We start from the raw sequence: 16,930 nt of genomic DNA on the forward strand, positions 1-16,930 counted from the left end.
TCGTGGACCGGCGGACGCTGGCCTTACTTGCCCAGTTCGAACACCACGTCCAGGTTGATCGAGACGGTGGTCTCGCCAGGCGACACCGGGGGGGCGCCGCTGGCGTCACGCGCTTCCATCTTGGCCATGGCCATCATCGGGACCGGGCGGAAACCGCCGTTGCCCTCTGAAATGCTGACGATCCGGCGCACTTTCAGCCCCAGCGACCTGGCATAGGTTTCGGCACGCGACTGGGCTTTCTTCAATGCGGCGAGGCGGGCTTCGTCGTACACCGGCTCCGGGTTGTCGATCTCGAAGCTGGGGCCATTGATCTGGTTGGCGCCCACGCCGGCCAGCGCATCCAGCACCTTGCCCAGCTTGGCGATGTCGCGGACCTTGATGCTCACGGTGTTGTTGGCCTGGTAGCCGGTGATCTTCGGGGCTTCGTTCTCGGCGTAGCGATACTGCGGGTTCAGGCTGATGCCGCTGGTCTGCACGTCCTTGTCGGCGATGCCGGCGGCCTTGATGGCCGACACGACCTTGGCCATCTGCTCGCTGTTCTGACGCATGGCCGTGTTGCCGTCCACGGCCTGCGTCACCACCCCGGCGGAGATGGTGGCGATGTCCGGCACGCGCGACGCGTCGGCCTGAGCCGAGACGTTGAGCAGGGTGCCGTCGGAAGGCACGGCGTAGGCGGGTGCGGTCTGGGCGTGGCTGGTCATGGCGACGGTGGTTCCAAGGGACAGGGTCAGGGCGAGCAGCAGCGGGCGGATCAGGGGCAGGCGCATGGGATCTCCTTTTCGTGGTTCGAGTGGCGGGCACCCGGGTCGTCGGCGACGCGCAAGGGTGTTCACGATGACATGAACGCGTCGTGATCCGGCGCAGGGTTAGCGGGATCCGGCCGGCATCAGCGGTCATTCAGTCAGGCGCCGCGGGTTATTCTTTCGCGATGCTCTATCTGGCCTCCCAATCCCCGCGACGTGCCGAACTGCTGACCCGCCTGGGCCTGTCCTTCGGACGGATCGACCTCGATATCCCCGAACACCGCCAGCCCGGCGAGCCCGCCGTCGACTATGTCCGCCGCGTCGCCCGCGAGAAGGCGGGTGCCGGATTGCTGAAGGTCGTGGCCACCCCGGATGCCGTGGTGCTGGGGGCCGATACCGAGGTGATCCTGGGCGACGAGGTGTTCGGCAAGCCGGTGGACACCGCCGATGCGGCCGCCATGCTGCGTCGCCTGTCCGGCCGCACCCATCAGGCCGTCTCCGCCGTCTCGGTGGTCAGCGCCTCGCGCGAGGCGCAGGCGCTGGTGGTCACCGATGTCAGCTTCGCCGAGCTGGACGAGGATGACATCGCGGCCTATGTCGCCAGTGGCGAAGCGATGGGCAAGGCGGGGGCCTACGGTATCCAGGGGCGTGCGGAGCAGTTCGTCACCCGCCTGTCCGGCAGTTATTCGGCGGTGATGGGGCTGCCGCTGCACGAAACGGCGAAGCTGCTCCGCGACTTCGGCATCCATCCGTCGGCATCCGCCACTCCTGTGTCAGCCTGAGGGAAGGACCCCATGTCGGAAGAAATCCTGGTCAACGTCACCCCGCGCGAAACGCGCGTCGCGGTGATCGAAAACGGCATGCTGCAGGAATTGCACATCGAGCGCGGCTGGCGCCGGGGCGTGGTGGGCAACATCTACAAGGGCAAGGTGCAGCGGGTGATGCCCGGCATGCAGGCCGCGTTCGTCGAAGTGGGACTGGACCGGGCGGCGTTCCTGCATGCGAACGACATCGTGCGTTCGTCGCCGGGCGCGGTGGCCGATGGTGAAGACGCACCGCTGCCCACGCCGCCGGCGGCACCGATCATGGACCTGCTCCGCGACGGGCAGGACATCGTGGTGCAGGTGGTGAAGGATCCCATCGGCAGCAAGGGCGCGCGGCTCACCACGCAGATCAGCATTCCGTCGCGCTACCTGGTGCTGTTGCCTCAGTCGAAGGTGATCGGCGTGTCGGCGCGCATCGAGGACGAAACCGAGCGCCAGCGCCTCAAGCAGGTCGTCGGCGAACTGGCCGGCCTGCACGGTGGCCACGGCTACATCATCCGCACCAATGCCGAGGGCCAGCCGGCCGAGGCGCTGGCCGAAGACATCGCGTACCTGTCCCGCGTCTGGAACGTGGTGGAGCGCCGCGGCCGCGAATCGCCTTCGTGCAGCGTGCTGTACGAAGACCTCAGCCTGCCGCTGCGCGCCGTGCGCGACCTCATCCGCAAGGACGTGGAGAAGGTCAAGGTCGATTCGAAGGAAACCCACGAGCGCCTGCAGGCGTTCGTCGCCAAGTACATGCCGGTACTGGCCGAACGGATCGAACTCTATTCCGGTGAACGGCCCATCTTCGATCTCTACGGAGTCGAGGACGAAATCGGTCGTGCGCTGGACAAGCAGGTGCCGCTGAAGTCCGGTGGCTACCTGGTGATCGACCAGACCGAGGCCATGACGACGGTCGACGTGAACACCGGTTCGTTCCTGGGCCAGCGCAACCTGGAAGAAACCGTCTATCGCACCAACCTGGAGGCCGCGCAGGCGGTCGCGCGCCAGCTGCGGCTGCGCAACCTGGGCGGCATCATCATCATCGACTTCATCGACATGGACGATCCGGAGCACCGGCGTCAGGTGCTGCGCACGCTGGAAAAATCGCTCGCCAAAGACCACGCCAAGACCACGGTGTACGAATTCTCGCCGCTCGGCCTGGTGGAGATGACGCGCAAGCGCACGGTGGAAAGCCTCGCGCGCCAGCTGTCGGAACCGTGCCCGGAATGCAGTGGCCGCGGCAGCATCAAGACCACCGAAACCGTCACCTACGAGATCTTCCGCGAGATCACGCGTGCCGTGCGCCAGTTCGAGGCCGCGCGCCTGCTCGTGATCGCATCCCCCAAGGTGGTCGCCCGCATCACCGATGAGGAATCGACCGCGGTCGCGGAGCTGGAGGAATTCCTCGGCAAGTCGATCCGCTTCCAGGCCGACGAGCAGTACCTCCAGGAGCAGTTCGATGTCGTGCTGCTGTAAGGCCGGGGGGCGGGCGTCGGCATTCGGAAGCCGCAAGAGCGGATCCCGGCGTCTGCGTTCCGGGCGACCGAACGCAGACACCCGCATCCCGGCGAGCGCCGCGAACTGATGCCCACGCCGCTGCGCCGCCGCCTGCGCCTGGCCCGCCGGGGTGCCGTCTACGGCATCGCCGTGGTGCTGGTGTGCATGGCCGTGGTGCTCGGCATCGCCAGCCAGGTGTTGCCGTTGGCCGAACGCCATCCGGACCGCGTCGCCGCATGGTTGAGCGAGCGTGCCGGACGGCCGGTCGCCTTCGATGCCGTGAAGACACAATGGACGCGACGCGGGCCGCTGCTGCAGCTCGACGGCCTGCGCCTGGGCGAAGGCGACAGCGGCGTGCGCATCGGCCAGGCGGAAGTGTTGGTGTCGATGTACGGCGGCCTGCTGCCCGGTCGTTCGTTCACCGAATTGCGCCTGCGTGGCCTGTCGTTGACCTTGCAGCGTGGTGACGACGGCACGTGGTCGGTGCGGGGTCTGCCGGGGCAGCAGCAGTCCGGCGACGATCCGCTGCGCAGCCTCGAGGGGTTGGGCGAGTTGCAGGTCATCGACGGCAGGCTCGCCATCGTTGCGCCTTCGCTGGGCTGGGACATCCGGCTGCCCGAGATCGATCTGCGCCTGCGGGTCGAGGGCGACCGCGTGCGTGCCGGCACACGGGCGTGGATCAGCAAGGACGCTGCGCCGCTGAACGTCGCCGTGGATTTCGACCGCAAGGCGGGCGATGGCCGTGCGTACCTGGATGTGTCCGCGGACGATATCGGCGCCTGGTCGCCGTTGCTTCGCTATGCCGGTGTCGTCGCCGAGCGTGGCAAGGGACGCGTGCAGGCGTGGACGGAATTGCGCCGTCATCGCGTGGTGCTGGTGACGGCGGACGCCAACCTGCAGCAGGTCGGGCTGCGCGGCGCGCCACTGGCGGATGCGGACGCGCCGACCCGGATCACGTTCGATCAGATGGAAGGCCGCATGCGCTGGCGCCTGGTCTCCGGCGGCTGGCGGCTGGACGCGCCGCGCTTGCGCGTGGGCACGGCGCCGGCCGTGCAGACGTTGGATGGTCTGGTGCTGGCTGGCGGCGAACGCTATGCGCTGCTGGCCGACCAGGTGGATGCGGCGCCGTTGTTCGCCGTCCTGGGCCTGAGCGACAAGGTCGACGCCGGCCTGCGCCGCTGGCTGGTGCAGGCACGGCCGGGCGCACGGCTCGGGCGACTGACCCTCGCCGGTCGCCGCGACGGCGGGCTGCGTGCGGAAGGCCGGTTGCGCGACATCTCGTTCCGGACCGTGGGCGATGCCCCCGGTCTCAGCGGCCTTGCCGGCGATTTCGACGGTGACGCGGAGGGTTTCAGGCTGACGCTGGATCCTGCGTCGGTGATGCGTTTCGATTGGCCCAGCGGATTCGCCGTGGTGCACGACGTGCGACTGAAAGGCGATGTGCTCGGCTGGCGCGAAGGCGGCGGGTGGCGTGTCGGCACCAGCGCGCTGCACGTACAGGGCGAACAGTACGCAGCCGATGTACGCGGCGGGATGTGGTTCCAGGGCGACGGCACGCGGCCCTGGATCGACGTGGCGGCGGACCTGGCCGATGCGCCCGTCCCGGTGGCGAAAGGTTTCTGGATCCACCACAAGATGTCGAAGGCGGCCGTCGACTGGCTGGATGCCGCGCTGGTCGGCGGCACCGTGCGGAACGGGCGCGCGATCGTCAGCGGCGACCTGGACGACTGGCCGTTCAATGATCGCGACGGTCGCTTCGAGGCGGTCGCGCACATCGAGCGTGGGCAGTTCAAGTTCCAGCCGGAGTGGCCGCCACTCGAGCAGGTGGATGCCGACATCGCCTTCATCGGCAACGGCTTCGAACTGAAGGGACGAGGCGCGTTGGGCGGCGTTGCGATCCCGGCGTTCCAGGCCGGCATCGCCGATTTCGCCGCGGGCGATCTGAAGATCGCAGCGCGTACCGACACGGAGGCGGGCAAGCTGCTGGCATTGCTGAGGCAGAGTCCGTTGCGCAAGACCTACGGCGACACCCTGGACCACCTGCAGGCCAAGGGACCGGTCGCGGCGACCTTCGACCTGCTGCAGCCGCTGCATGCCGCCGAGCAGACACGCAAGAAGCTCGCCGGCACGGTGGACCTCAAGGGCGCGCAGTTGTCGGAAACGCGCTGGAACCTGGTGTTCGACAACGTGCGCGGCAAGGCGAAATACGACGACGGCGGTTTCGCGTCAGGCCCGCTGCAGGTGGTGCACGACGGACTGCCCGGCGTGCTGGGCCTGCGCGCAGGCAGCGGCACGCGCGACCGCAACCAGGCGTTCGAAGCCGACCTGTCCGCAGCCGTCGATGCCGACCGCCTGCTCGATCGCGCGCCCGAGATGGCATGGCTGAAGCCCTACATGGACGGGCGTTCGTCGTGGACCGTGGGCGTGACGATTCCGCGTACGCCGACGGGCGCGGTGTCTCCGCCCACCCGGCTCAGCCTGACGTCAGATCTGGTCGGCACGGCAATGAGCCTGCCGGCCCCCATGCGCAAAGCGTCCGCCACGCCCCTGCCGACGACGGTCCGCGCGCCCTTGCCCATCGGCAGCGGTGAGATCGATGTGACGTTCGGCGATCTGCTGGCTTTGCGCGCGCGCACTACCAGCGGGCAGACCGGGGTGCGTGTCGTACTCGGCAGCGACCGGGTGAAGGACGCGCCACCATCGTCGGGTCTGGTGGCGACGGGACGCACCGGAACCCTCGATGCGATGGAGTGGATCGCGGTCGCGCGCGGCGGAAGCGATGATGCCGATGGCGTGCCGCTGCGGCATATCGATGTCACTGCCGAGCGTCTGCTGATGATCGGTTCGGTGTTCCCTGACACGCGCCTGCAACTCGCGCCGGCGCAGCAGGCACTGGCGGTGTCGCTGGATGGCGATGCGCTGTCGGGTGCCCTGCTGGTGCCCGACGCGAAGGGCGCGCCGATCGCCGGCAAGCTGGCGCGCGTGCACTGGCGCAAGGCGCCCGTCGAAGGCGCGCCGGTCGCCGCGTCGGGCGCGCGCGCCGCCACCGACGACATCGATCCCGCTGCCGTCCCGCCGCTGTCGCTGGACGTCGAGGATCTCCGTTTCGGCGATGCGCGATTGGGCACGGCCAAACTGCGCACGCGCCAGCAGGCCGATGGCATGCACGTGGACCAGTTGCAGCTGCGCTCTCCCGGCCAGCAGATCGACGTGCGTGGCCAGTGGACCGGCACGACGTCCGCCGCCCGCACGCGTTTCGCGGCCGATGTGAAGAGCGAGAACTTCGGGGTGCTGTTCGACGATCTTGGCCTGGGCGATCGGGTGGGGGGCGGTCATGGCCAGATCAGCGCCGAGGCCGCATGGCCGGGAAGCCCTGCAGCGTTCCGCCTGGCCGCACTCGACGGCAACGTGAAGCTGGCCGTGCGCGACGGTCACCTGCTCGAAGTCGAGCCCGGCGCGGGCCGTGTACTGGGCCTGCTGAGCGTGGCCGAGGTGCGGCGCCGGCTGATGCTCGACTTCAGCGACTTCTTCTCCAAGGGCTTCGCGTTCAACCGCATCGACGGCGATATCCGGATCGGCGGCGGACTGGCACGCAGCGACAACCTGCTGATCGATGGTCCCGCGGCCGAGATCGCGATCCGCGGCGATACCGACCTGCGCAGCGAACGGTTCGACCAGACCGTCGACGTGAAGCCCAAATCCGCCAACGTGCTGACTGCCGTCGGCGCCGTGGCCGGTGGCCCCATCGGTGCGGCGGTGGGCGCGGTCGCCAACGCGGTCCTGAAGAAGCCCCTGTCCGAGATGGGCGCCAAGACCTATCGCGTCACCGGTCCGTGGAAGTCGCCCAAGGTCGAGGTGGTGGGACGCGAACAGTCTCGCGTGCGCACGGACGACGACGACCGTACCGACAGCGCGGGCGCGCCCTGACGCCGCCTGTCCGCGGCCGCGCTTGCCGCGGCCGTTTTCCGCCCCCATTGTGATGACCATGACCCTGCCGATCACGCTCGCCGAAACCCGCCTCCTCCTGCCTGCCGGACTGGACCCGTCCGGCCTCGACCGCGCCTTCGGCACGCTGCTGGGTCCAGGGATCGATTTCGGCGACCTGTACTTCCAGCACGCCCGACGCGAGAGCTGGACGGTCGAGGACGGCATCGTCAAGGACGGGGCGCATTCGATCGAACAGGGCGTCGGCGTGCGCGCCATCTCCGGCGAAAAGACCGGATTCGCGTATTCGGACGACATCAACGCGCAGGCACTGCTCGAGGCGTCGAAATCGGCGCGCGCGATCGCGCGCGACGGCGCGACCCACGCGCCACGCACGCTGGTACGCAGCGGCGGCCGCGCGCTTTACGCCGGCGACGATCCCATCGATGCGATGGGCAACGATGCCAAGGTCGAGGCGCTGCGTGCGGTGGATCGCTTCCTGCGCGCGGCCGATCCGCGCGTGCAACAGGTCACCGTCAGTCTCTCCGGCGGCATCGATACCGTGCTGGTCGCGCGCAGCGACGGGGTGATGGCCTCCGATGTGCGCCCGTTGGTGCGCTTGAACGTGCAGGTGATCGTCGAGCAGAACGGACGCCGCGAATCCGGCTATGCCGGCATGGGCGGCCGCTACGGTTATGCCGAACTGTTCGCGGACGGCAAGCCCGAAGACCTCGCGCGCGAGGCGCTGCGCCAGGCGCTGGTGAACCTGGACGCCATCGACGCGCCCGCCGGCATCATGCCGGTGGTGCTCGGTAGCGGCTGGCCGGGCGTGCTGCTGCACGAAGCGGTCGGGCATGGCCTGGAAGGCGACTTCAATCGCAAGGGCACCAGTGTGTACGCCGGCCGCATCGGCGAGCAGGTGGCATCGAAGGGCGTCACCATCGTCGACGACGGCACGCTGCCTGGACGCCGCGGATCGCTCAACATCGACGACGAAGGCACGCCGACGAACTGCACCACGCTGATCGAGGATGGCGTGCTGGTCGGCTACATGCAGGACACCCACAACGCGCGGCTGATGGGCGTTGCCCCCACGGGCAACGGTCGTCGCGAATCGTTCGCGCACCTGCCGATGCCGCGCATGACCAACACCTACATGCTGGCCGGGCAGGACGATCCGGAAGACATGATCCGCTCGGTGAAGAAGGGCCTGTACGCGGTCAATTTCGGCGGCGGGCAGGTCGACATCACCAGCGGCAAGTACGTGTTCTCGGCCACCGAGGCCTACCTGATCGAAGACGGCCGCATCACCGCGCCGGTGAAGGGCGCCACCCTGATCGGCAACGGTCCGGACACCATGCAGAAGGTGAGGATGATCGGCCACGACCTGGCGTTGGACCAGGGCGTCGGTGTCTGCGGCAAGGACGGCCAGAGCGTGCCGGTCGGCGTGGGCCAGCCGTCGCTGTTGATCGAGGGCTTGACGGTAGGCGGGACGAAAGCGTGATGCATTCCTGGCTGTCCCTTCTCCCGTCGGGAGAAGGTGCCCCGAAGGGGCGGATGAGGGTGCGGCGGAGTCCATGACGCCTGCCTCGCACGGACTTCGCCGAACCCTCACCCCAACCCCTCTCCCGAGGGGAGAGGGGCTATTCCGTCTCGTCGTCTTCGGGGGCCTGCGTATCGAGCGAGGACAGTACTTCGCGCAGTTCCCGGAAAAGTTCGCGGAACGCGCGCGGCGGTTTGTTCTTCGCTTTTTCGTCGAGCGCGTTGCGCACGAGTTGTCGGAGCTTCTGCCGGTCGGCCGTCGGGAATTCGTCCAGCAGGTCCGCCAGCGCCTGGTCGCCGCCGGCCAGCAGGCGGTCGCGCCATTGCTCGGCGCGATGCAGCAGCGCCGTCTCGCGTCGCGCGGCGTCGCCGCCTTCGTCCATCGCATCGCGGATGGCTTCCAGTACCTCGTCCTCTTCCCGTCGCATCTGCTTGGCCAGGAACTGCAGCTGGCGCTTGTGCGCGATGTGCGAGGTGATGCGCTGGGTTTCCACGATATGCGGCATCAGCTCCTCCGGAATCGGCAGGCGCGCCAGCTGCGCGGGCGGCAGCGCCACCAGTTTTTCGGCCAGGCTGCGGATCTCCAGCGCTTCGCCCCGCTGCTGGGTACGGCTGGGGCTGAGGAATTCGCCGGTTTCGGGGTCGCGTCCGCGCATGGTGCTGCCTCTCTCTCTCGCTTCCGTCGCATCGCGCGGACGCCTGGATTCATCCGATCCTGCCCTGCGGGCGCGGATCACAGGACACAAGGATAAAGCATTGAACGCCACCGACCTGACGTCCCCCGACCAGAGCCTGGCCCGGCTCGAACGCCTGGAAGCGCTGTCGCTGCGCCTGCTGGAGCGCGCCCGGGCGCACGGTGCCACGCAGGCCGAGGTCAGTTGCAGCGAAGAGACCGGCCTCAACGTCAGCGTGCGCCTGGGCGACGTGGAGACGGTGGAGTCGACCCGCGACCGCGGTATCGGCGTGACCGTGTACTTCGGGCAGCGCAAGGGCAGCGCCAGTACGGCCGACCTGCGCGAGGAAAGCCTGGAAGCGACGGTGGCGCAGGCCTGCGCCATCGCCCGTTATACCGAGGACGACGAGGCAGCCGGGCTGGCCGATGCGGCGCTGATGGCGTCCGATGTCCCCGACCTCGACGTCTGGCATCCGTGGGCGCTGGAGATGGACCACGCGGTCGACCTGGCGATGGCCTGCGAGGCGGCGGGACGCGAGGCCGACGCGCGCATCGAGAATTCCGACGGCGCGTCCGTCGGCAGCGGCGAAAGCCTGTCGGTGTACGCGAATTCGCACGGGTTCGTCGGCAGGGAGCGGGAGACCCAGCACACGATCGGCTGCGCCTTGATCGCAGGACAGGGCGATGGCATGCAGCGCGACGGCTGGTACAGCACGGCGTTGTCGCATCTGGAACTGGACGATCCAACGTCGATCGGGCGCAAGGCAGCACAACGCACGGTCTCCAGGTTGCAGCCGCGGCCGCTGGCGACGGGTGCATATCCCGTGCTGTTTTCCGCTGAGGTCGCCCGGTCGCTGATCGGCCACCTGCTCGGCGCGGTATCGGGGGGCGCGCTGTACCGGAAAGCCAGCTTCCTGCTCGACCACGTGGGCCAGCGGATCTTCCCGGACTGGTTCGCCATCGAGGAGCTGCCGCTGTTGCCGCATGGGCTGCGCTCGGCGGCGTTCGATGCCGAAGGCGTGGCGACGAAGCGTTCGCATCTGATCCGCGACGGCGTGCTGGAGCGCTACGTGCTGGGAAGCTACTCGGCGCGCAAGCTCGGCCTGCAGACCACCGGCAACGCCGGTGGCGTGCACAACCTGCAGGTGCAGGCCAACGCCGGAGGATTCGAGGACCTGCTCGCGGGCATGCGCACGGGACTGCTGGTCACCGAGCTGATGGGGCAGGGGGTGAACGGCGTGACCGGGGATTACTCGCGGGGTGCGGCCGGCTTCTGGGTGGAAGGCGGCACGCTCGCCTACCCGGTCGACGGCATCACCATCGCCGGCAACCTGAAGGCCATCTTCGCCGGCATCGAGGCGGTGGGGCGCGACGTGGATCGTCGCTCGCATGTCGGCATCGGCTCTGTCCTGGTCGGCCGGATGACCGTCGCGGGAGAGTGACGGGGCGCGGCTGCGCGACCCTGGCCGACGGCGCCATCGTTACCCGTTATGCTTGGCGTGCGGAGTGCTGCGGGGGATCGCGGCGCTCGACCGCCCACCACAACACTTTCGGGGAATCATCCAGATGAGCGAATTCGACAACGTCACAGCACCTCCGCCGCCGGCCACGGGCGATGCACCGCAGGACCAGCGCACGATGTCGCTGCTGGGGCACCTGCTGGGCATCATCACCGGGCCGATCGGCGCGCTGGTCATCTGGCTGGTGAGCAAGGACGACGCCTCCAAGGGCTTCGTCGTCGACCAGTCCAAGGAAGCGCTGAACTTCCAGATCACCGTGCTGATCGCGTTCGTGATCTCCTGGATCCTGGCCTTCGTGCTGATCGGCCTGCTGCTGATGCCGCTGATCGGCATCGCCAATCTCGTGCTCTGCATCATCGCGGGCATCAAGGCCAACAATGGCGAGTCCTACCGTTATCCGTTCGCGCTGCGCCTGATCAAGTGATCGCCCGCCAAGCGTGATGGGAAAGCCCGGCCATGCCGGGCTTTTTTATTGTTAGGTGTCAAGCGGTGGACAGGCACCTAGAATCCCGCGGACCCGGCGCGCGCGTCGCATCAGCGACGCAGCGGGCGCGCGGTTCGTCCGACTCACAACAGGGAATTCGCATGTCCACCTCGAACGTTTCACCGGAAGAACGCTCCGCAGCCCTCATCACCTACCTGCTCACCGCTTTCCTCGGCATCATTGGCGCGGTGATCGGTTGGGCGGTCTTCAAGGACAAGGGACCTTTCGCCAAGGATCAGACCAGCGAGGCGCTGAACTGGGCGATCTCCGTCACCATCGCCTTCATCCTGCTGTGGATCGTGGTGGTCGTGCTGGCCATGGTGTCGGCCAAGCTGGCGGTGCTGGGAAGCTTGCTGTACATGGCCCTCGGCCTCGCAAGCTTCATCCTGTGCATCATCGCGGCGCTGAAGGCCAAGGACGGGACCGCCTACCGGTTTCCGTTCGGTCTGCGCCTGGTCAAGTAAGCGACCTTCGCGCGCAAGAAAAAGCCCGGCATCGCCGGGCTTTTTTGTCACTCAATGCGAACGATGGATCGCGAGATCGCCGAGTGAACGAAGGGCGTCGCCGCGAGCGTCATACACGGACAACGCCTCGCGCATCCGCGCATCGAGTTCCCTCAGTTTCGCCTTCGCGCCTTCCATGCCGAGCAGCGCCGGATAGGTCGACTTCGCCTGCGCCACGTCCTTGCCGGCGGTTTTGCCCAACTGGTCGGAACTGGCTTCGATGTCGAGGATGTCGTCGCGTACCTGGAACGCGAGGCCCAGCGCATCGGCGAAATCATCCAGCCGCGCCAGCGTGCCGGCGTCGGCGGCGCCAGCCAAGGCTCCCATGCGGACCGCGGCGCGGATCAGCGCCCCCGTCTTCAGCGCATGCATCCGTTGCAGGTCGTCCAGCGGCTGCCGTGTGCCGGTGGCGTCGATGTCCAGCGCCTGGCCTCCGCACATGCCGGCGGCGCCGGAGGCCCGCGCCAGGGTGCCCATCCATGCCACGCGCAGCGCGGCGTCGACGTCGGCGTCCGCCAGTTGTTCGAATGCACGCGTCTGCAGCGCGTCGCCGGCGAGGATGGCGGTGGCCTCGTCGAAGGCGACATGCACGGTGGGTTTGCCGCGGCGCAGGTCGTCGTCGTCCATCGCCGGCAGGTCGTCGTGGACCAGCGAATAGGCGTGGACCAGTTCCACCGCGATCGCGGGCGCATGCAGGGTGGCTTCATCCGCCTGCAGCAGCGTGCCGCTGGCATAGACCAGCAGTGCGCGCATGCGTTTGCCGCCGCCGAGCACGGCATGGCGCATGGCGGCATGCAGGCGGTGCGGGGCGGCGTCGGAGGGCGGCAGTGCGCGGTCCAGGTGGTCTTCCAGCGCTGCGGCCCACGCCGCTAGACGCGGCTCAGCGGCCATCGGGCGCGGGTGCGAAGGGCTCGCCGTTCTCCGGCTGTTCCGGATCGGTCAGCAGGCGCACGCGCAACTCGGCCTGCTCGAGCGCCGCCTGGCACTGCCGGTACAGTCCGACGCCACGCTCATAGGCCGCAAGCGAAGCTTCCAGGCTGAGGTCGCCGTGTTCCATCTTCTCGACCAGTTGCTCGAGCTCGTCCAGCGACTGCTCGAAATGGGCGACGGGTGAAGCGTTTGCGGGGGTCTTCTTTGCCATGGGGCAAGTGTGGGGATCGCGTGCGGTCAGGTCAAACCGCCCGATGGGCTCAGCCGCGTCGCCACACCAGGCGGCGGTCGCGGTCGCGCAGCCAGGCGTCGCATCCGGCGGAGAGGACGAGGTCGCCGGCGGCCCAGAGCTCGTCGCCCTGCCAGAGCAGCGGCAGTTGGCGCCGCTCCCAGGGCGGGACGCCGCACGACTGCAGTACGTCCTTCAGCGCATGCCGGTGCGCGCGGCCGGGCAGGGCGATGCGCTCGCCACCCCGGCGCGCGGTCAGTCGGAGACGGGGGGCGATGGGCTCTCCCTCACCCTCCAGCGCGAGCGTTCCACCATCGGGCAGGGTGAGGGGGACGTTGCCATCCCACGTTGCCTGCCACGTGCCGGGCAGCGCAGTGCGGAGGCGTTCGGCATGCAGCAGGCCGCGCCAGCGCCTCACAACCGCGCCCTGCCAGGCGAATTCCGCCTGCGCATCGTCGCGCGCGGTCAACAACTGCGCCTCGATCTGCGCCACGCCCTGCGCAGGCAAGGGAGGCAGCGACAGCGTTTCGATCCATCGCCGCAGCGCGCGGGCACGCGCGCGCGCATCCTCCGACCGCAGCGTGGCGACGCGGAGCGCCGCAGGGTCTGCCGTGGCCGCGCGGGCCAGCAGTGCGCGGTCCTGTTGCGCCAGCAGGTCTGCGCCCGCCGCGCTCAGCGCGGCGCTGCGCGCAAACGCGGCATCGGTGTGCGGCCAACGCTGCCGCAGCAGGGGCATCACCGTGTGCCGCAGGAAGTTGCGGTCGAATGCCATGCTTTCGTTGCTGGGATCGTCGATCCACCGCAGCGCGTGGACGTCGGCGTACGCCTCCAGCAGGGCGCGCGGTGTATCCAGCAGCGGACGCCATTGCCACCCCGGCCCGAATGCGCGCCACGGTCGCATGGCTGCGAGTCCTTCCGGGCCGGACGCGCGAAGGGCGCGCAGCAGGAACGTTTCAGCCTGGTCTTCGCGATGGTGTGCGGTCGCCAGGAGGTCGCCGGGCGACATGGCCGACGCGAAGGCGCCATGCCGTGCGCGCCGTGCCGCGGCCTCCGGGCCTTCGCCCCGCGAGGTATCGACGTGCACGCGGTGCACCTGCAACGGCACGCCGAGTGCCCGGCACGTCGTTTCGCAATGCGCTGCCCATGCGTCGGCCTGCGGTTGCAGTCCGTGATGGACATGGATCGCCTGCAGTCCTCGCGCGCGTACGTCCGGATCCTGTGCCAGCCGGTGCAGCAACACCGTCGAATCCCGTCCACCACTGAACGCCACCCACACCCGGCCCGCGACCGGCGGCGGCGACAGGGCGAGCGAAGGAGGGGCAGCGTGCTGCATGCGTGCATGCTAGCGGCGAAGCGTGCGATGTGCAGCCGGTCACACCGCGATCGGCGGCGCGTTGACGGTGCGTGAACCGGCCACGGGCGAGGATGATCGCGTCACCGAAACGAAGGAGAACGCATGACGGCGTCAACGGCCTCATCCCTTGCGGAAACCCGGCGACAGCACGCGCTCGACCGTTACCACGTGCTGGATACCCTGCCTGCCACGGTCTACGACGACCTGGTGACGCTCGCCGCGGCGCTCTGCGGCACGCCCATCGCGGTCGTCTCGCTGATCGACCGGGATCGCCAGTGGTTCAAGGCACGCCTCGGACTGGATGACCACCAGACCACGCGGGATACCGCCGTCTGCGACCATGCGATCCGGCATCCGGAGGACCTGTTGGAGGTGCAGGACCTGAGCGAGGATGCGCGCTTCACCGACTTCCCCATCGTGACCGGCGACATCAAGGCGCGCTTCTATGCCGGCATGCCGCTGGTGACCGGCAACGGTGAGGCGATCGGGACCGTCTGCGTGGTCGACACGCAGCCCCGCCGGCTCAGTGGCCAGCAGAAGGCCTCATTGCGGTCGCTCGCGCGCGTCACGATGGCGCTGCTGGACGCGCACAGGGCAGAGCACGACGCATCGGCGCTCGCCGCGCTCCAGGCCGGCACGCCTGCGGTGGTCACCGATACGGCGGACGCGCCTGCGTTCACGGTGGCCATCATCGAGCTGCAAGGCATGGCGGACGCCGTGCGGCGGTTGGGGGAACGGGTGCTGGAGCGGAAGCTGGAGGGGCTGGGGACGGATTTCGATGCCTGTGTGCAGCCCGCACGGGGCGATCACGTCGGTCGGGTCACCGGCAGTCCCGAGTACGTCGTGCTGCTCCATGGTGAGCAGGCGGATGCGCGCGTGGATGCGCTTCGCGACGCGGCGCGACGTGCCGGACAGCGCGAGGGACTGTCGATGCTCGTGGGGGTCGCCACCGCCCTGCCGGGCGAGGCCATGCATCTTGCCTACCTTCGTGCGGAAGAAGCCCTCAGTCGGCAGAAGGATGCGGTCTCCGAAAGGCGCGCTGCCTGACCAGCACTGCGCCGCGGGACGGCGCCCGCGTCCACCGTGCGCAGGGTTTCGCAATCCGTGGCGCCGATGCGGCCCGGCGCGGGTGGTGGGCATGCCGCGGATTCACCCGATGCGCGGCGGATCCGCGGTGCGGACGGAGATCTCCGCCCGCCATCGGGCGAGGCCCATGGCCACGCGTGCGGGGCGCGGCGATCTGCGGCATGCTCGCCATCGGTCCCGCCGCTGGGGAAGCATGTCCCGCTTTCGTCGTTCCATCGTCCGCGTGCTGGTGGCGCTGATGATCCTCATCCCGGCGGTGTCGCTGGCGATGTATGCCTTCAATCCGTTCGGTGCGCGCTCGCTCGATCCGCGGCAGCGCGTCCTGGGGCACGGCCTGTACCGTGTGCCTTCGTCCAGCATGCTGCCCGGCATCGTGCCCGGCCAGGTGCTGGTGACGCGTGCCGGCTACTACACCCGCCATCGTCCGCAGCGCGGTGACGTGGTGACGTTGTTCGTGCCCGAACACGCGGGCCAGGTGTGGCTGCAGCGCGTCGTCGGGCTGCCCGGCGAATGGGTCGGGATCGTCGACGGCAAGGTGCACATCAATGGTGTTGCGCTGGATGAGCCGTACGTCGCGGCGCAGAACGTGCGCACGGGCTACGCCCTCGCGTTCGCGCCGGTCAGGGTGCCCCAGGGGCACTACTTCATGATGGGCGACAATCGCGACAACAGCGTGGACAGCCGGATGCAACCCATGACCCGGCGCGAGGACATCACGGGCAAGGTCGTGGGGCTGTTCTGACGCGATCTAGGCGTGCGGCAACGTGGCCAGCTCCCGTTTCGCCACCTCGATCCAGTCCCGCTGCTCGCGCTGGTAGTAGCGCGGCGCGGCGTCGGAGCGGTCGAGGATCTCCTGGAACACGCTGCGTGCGCGGGCATGCTCGCCCTGGCGCTTGAGCAGCAGGCCGAAACGCGCCCGCGCCTCCTCGCCCGGATAGCCCTGCACCACGGCCTCGTACTCGTGGATCGCGGCGGCGGCATCGGCGGTGTCTTCCACGGTGCGCGCGTACAGCAGATGGCCGTCGACGGAACGGAAGCCGGGATTGGCCGCGATCAGGGCATCCAGCGTGGCACGCGCCTTCGCCGACTCGCCCAGGCCGAACTGCGCCTTCGCCAGTCCCAGCATGAGGTCGGGATCGCTGGCGTACAGGCCCTTGAGCGCCTGTTCGTACAGTTCGGCGGCCTGTGCGTAGTCGCCGCTGCGCAGGCTTTCGTCGGCCAGCCGGCGACGGTTCTCCGGCGTGTCTGCCGCCTTGAGCAGCCTGGCGGCGTCGCGGCGGTCGCGCTCGGGGTCGATGCGGTTGCGCACGTTGCGCACGGTGCGGCGGGCGGACGGGCTGTGGCGCAGGTCGGGCAGGATCTCGGCGATGAAATAGATGATGGCCGACAGGAACGGGAAGACCAGCAGGATGAAGACCCAGTAGAGGGGGCGACCGGTGCGCACCACGTGCACGCAGCACGCGATCTGCACGGCATAGGTCAGCAGCAGGAGTGGGCTCATGCGGTAATGGAAGTGGCGGCGGAGCGCCAAGCATCGGCCATCCGCGTGACCGGCGCCAGCGCAGGGCGCCGGTCGGGCGCGTGCGCCCCGCGCCATGATGTGCGGCGCCGGTCACAGCAGTGCGGGCGAACGCTCTGC

Annotated in this window: 15 protein-coding genes; 9 read left to right on the forward strand and 6 right to left on the reverse strand. The window is 68.9% G+C overall.

Annotation, left to right across the window (positions count from 1 at the left end):
* Positions 1–23: 23 nt before the first annotated feature.
* On the reverse strand, positions 24–767 hold the full coding sequence (locus CYU89_RS09165) for an SIMPL domain-containing protein (RefSeq protein ID WP_296280327.1): 744 nt from the start codon (positions 765–767) through the stop codon (positions 24–26).
* A 161-nt stretch (positions 768–928) separates the two neighbouring features.
* On the opposite strand from CYU89_RS09165, the gene CYU89_RS09170 reads away from it, so the two are divergent.
* The 4 genes from CYU89_RS09170 to tldD all read left to right on the forward strand — a co-directional run bounded on the left by CYU89_RS09170 (position 929) and on the right by tldD (position 8,474).
* Positions 929–1,525, forward strand: a complete 597-nt coding sequence (locus CYU89_RS09170) for a Maf family nucleotide pyrophosphatase (RefSeq protein WP_296280328.1) — start codon at positions 929–931, stop codon at positions 1,523–1,525.
* A gap of 12 nt (positions 1,526–1,537) precedes the next feature.
* On the forward strand, positions 1,538–3,025 hold the full coding sequence (rng, locus tag CYU89_RS09175; RefSeq protein ID WP_296280330.1) for a ribonuclease G: 1,488 nt from the start codon (positions 1,538–1,540) through the stop codon (positions 3,023–3,025).
* A 108-nt stretch (positions 3,026–3,133) separates the two neighbouring features.
* The gene (locus tag CYU89_RS09180; RefSeq protein ID WP_296280333.1) at positions 3,134–6,973 is read left to right on the forward strand and encodes a YhdP family protein; all 3,840 of its coding nucleotides are present in this window, start codon (positions 3,134–3,136) and stop codon (positions 6,971–6,973) included.
* Positions 6,974–7,025: 52 nt separating this feature from the next.
* The gene (gene tldD / locus CYU89_RS09185; RefSeq protein ID WP_296280335.1) at positions 7,026–8,474 is read left to right on the forward strand and encodes a metalloprotease TldD; all 1,449 of its coding nucleotides are present in this window, start codon (positions 7,026–7,028) and stop codon (positions 8,472–8,474) included.
* Positions 8,475–8,613: 139 nt separating this feature from the next.
* On the opposite strand, the gene yjgA is transcribed toward tldD, so the two are convergent.
* Positions 8,614–9,168, reverse strand: a complete 555-nt coding sequence (gene yjgA, locus CYU89_RS09190) for a ribosome biogenesis factor YjgA (RefSeq protein ID WP_343125249.1) — start codon at positions 9,166–9,168, stop codon at positions 8,614–8,616.
* Positions 9,169–9,268: 100 nt separating this feature from the next.
* On the opposite strand from yjgA, the gene pmbA reads away from it, so the two are divergent.
* The 3 genes from pmbA to CYU89_RS09205 all read left to right on the forward strand — a co-directional run bounded on the left by pmbA (position 9,269) and on the right by CYU89_RS09205 (position 11,653).
* The gene (gene pmbA, locus CYU89_RS09195) at positions 9,269–10,627 is read left to right on the forward strand and encodes a metalloprotease PmbA (RefSeq protein WP_296280337.1); all 1,359 of its coding nucleotides are present in this window, start codon (positions 9,269–9,271) and stop codon (positions 10,625–10,627) included.
* A 124-nt stretch (positions 10,628–10,751) separates the two neighbouring features.
* Positions 10,752–11,129 carry a DUF4870 domain-containing protein gene (locus tag CYU89_RS09200; protein ID WP_296280339.1) on the forward strand — a complete coding sequence of 126 codons (378 nt, stop codon included), beginning with the start codon at positions 10,752–10,754 and terminating at the stop codon, positions 11,127–11,129.
* Positions 11,130–11,290: 161 nt separating this feature from the next.
* On the forward strand, positions 11,291–11,653 hold the full coding sequence (locus CYU89_RS09205) for a DUF4870 domain-containing protein (RefSeq protein ID WP_296280340.1): 363 nt from the start codon (positions 11,291–11,293) through the stop codon (positions 11,651–11,653).
* A 51-nt stretch (positions 11,654–11,704) separates the two neighbouring features.
* Here the strand turns inward: CYU89_RS09205 and CYU89_RS09210 are convergent, their stop codons facing one another.
* Genes CYU89_RS09210 through tilS form a run of 3 tightly spaced genes read right to left on the reverse strand, consistent with a single transcriptional unit; the run spans position 11,705 to position 14,184 of the window.
* The gene (locus CYU89_RS09210; protein ID WP_296280342.1) at positions 11,705–12,583 is read right to left on the reverse strand and encodes a farnesyl diphosphate synthase; all 879 of its coding nucleotides are present in this window, start codon (positions 12,581–12,583) and stop codon (positions 11,705–11,707) included.
* Positions 12,573–12,833, reverse strand: a complete 261-nt coding sequence (locus CYU89_RS09215; RefSeq protein WP_296280344.1) for an exodeoxyribonuclease VII small subunit — start codon at positions 12,831–12,833, stop codon at positions 12,573–12,575. Before CYU89_RS09215 ends, CYU89_RS09210 begins: the two co-directional genes overlap by 11 nt.
* A gap of 49 nt (positions 12,834–12,882) precedes the next feature.
* Positions 12,883–14,184 (reverse strand): tRNA lysidine(34) synthetase TilS, encoded by a 1,302-nt coding sequence (tilS, locus tag CYU89_RS09220; RefSeq protein ID WP_296280346.1) that lies wholly within the window; start codon positions 14,182–14,184, stop codon positions 12,883–12,885.
* Between the two features lie 123 nt (positions 14,185–14,307).
* Here tilS and CYU89_RS09225 point away from each other — a divergent pair, with 123 nt between their 5' ends.
* Both CYU89_RS09225 and lepB read left to right on the forward strand, forming a co-directional pair.
* Entirely contained in the window at positions 14,308–15,252 is a 945-nt protein-coding gene (locus CYU89_RS09225) for a GAF domain-containing protein (protein ID WP_296280348.1), read from the forward strand.
* A 232-nt stretch (positions 15,253–15,484) separates the two neighbouring features.
* The gene (gene lepB, locus CYU89_RS09230; RefSeq protein ID WP_296280349.1) at positions 15,485–16,033 is read left to right on the forward strand and encodes a signal peptidase I; all 549 of its coding nucleotides are present in this window, start codon (positions 15,485–15,487) and stop codon (positions 16,031–16,033) included.
* A 6-nt stretch (positions 16,034–16,039) separates the two neighbouring features.
* Here the strand turns inward: lepB and CYU89_RS09235 are convergent, their stop codons facing one another.
* The gene (locus tag CYU89_RS09235) at positions 16,040–16,792 is read right to left on the reverse strand and encodes a tetratricopeptide repeat protein (protein WP_296280350.1); all 753 of its coding nucleotides are present in this window, start codon (positions 16,790–16,792) and stop codon (positions 16,040–16,042) included.
* Positions 16,793–16,930: the final 138 nt, after the last annotated feature.

It is taken from the genome of Pseudoxanthomonas sp., from assembly GCF_002863005.1.
Taxonomy (GTDB): domain Bacteria; phylum Pseudomonadota; class Gammaproteobacteria; order Xanthomonadales; family Xanthomonadaceae; genus Pseudoxanthomonas_A.

Coding starts and splice junctions, on each gene's coding strand:
- lepB (WP_296280349.1), top strand. CDS start 15,485: ATGTCCCGCTTTCGTCGTTCCATCGTCCGCGTGCTGGTGGCGCTGATG.
- CYU89_RS09235 (WP_296280350.1), bottom strand. CDS start 16,792: ATGAGCCCACTCCTGCTGCTGACCTATGCCGTGCAGATCGCGTGCTGC.
- CYU89_RS09180 (WP_296280333.1), top strand. CDS start 3,134: ATGCCCACGCCGCTGCGCCGCCGCCTGCGCCTGGCCCGCCGGGGTGCC.
- CYU89_RS09205 (WP_296280340.1), top strand. CDS start 11,291: ATGTCCACCTCGAACGTTTCACCGGAAGAACGCTCCGCAGCCCTCATC.
- CYU89_RS09215 (WP_296280344.1), bottom strand. CDS start 12,833: ATGGCAAAGAAGACCCCCGCAAACGCTTCACCCGTCGCCCATTTCGAG.
- rng (WP_296280330.1), top strand. CDS start 1,538: ATGTCGGAAGAAATCCTGGTCAACGTCACCCCGCGCGAAACGCGCGTC.
- CYU89_RS09210 (WP_296280342.1), bottom strand. CDS start 12,583: ATGGCCGCTGAGCCGCGTCTAGCGGCGTGGGCCGCAGCGCTGGAAGAC.
- tilS (WP_296280346.1), bottom strand. CDS start 14,184: ATGCAGCACGCTGCCCCTCCTTCGCTCGCCCTGTCGCCGCCGCCGGTC.
- CYU89_RS09200 (WP_296280339.1), top strand. CDS start 10,752: ATGAGCGAATTCGACAACGTCACAGCACCTCCGCCGCCGGCCACGGGC.
- yjgA (WP_343125249.1), bottom strand. CDS start 9,168: ATGCGCGGACGCGACCCCGAAACCGGCGAATTCCTCAGCCCCAGCCGT.
- CYU89_RS09170 (WP_296280328.1), top strand. CDS start 929: ATGCTCTATCTGGCCTCCCAATCCCCGCGACGTGCCGAACTGCTGACC.
- CYU89_RS09225 (WP_296280348.1), top strand. CDS start 14,308: ATGACGGCGTCAACGGCCTCATCCCTTGCGGAAACCCGGCGACAGCAC.
- tldD (WP_296280335.1), top strand. CDS start 7,026: ATGACCATGACCCTGCCGATCACGCTCGCCGAAACCCGCCTCCTCCTG.
- CYU89_RS09165 (WP_296280327.1), bottom strand. CDS start 767: ATGCGCCTGCCCCTGATCCGCCCGCTGCTGCTCGCCCTGACCCTGTCC.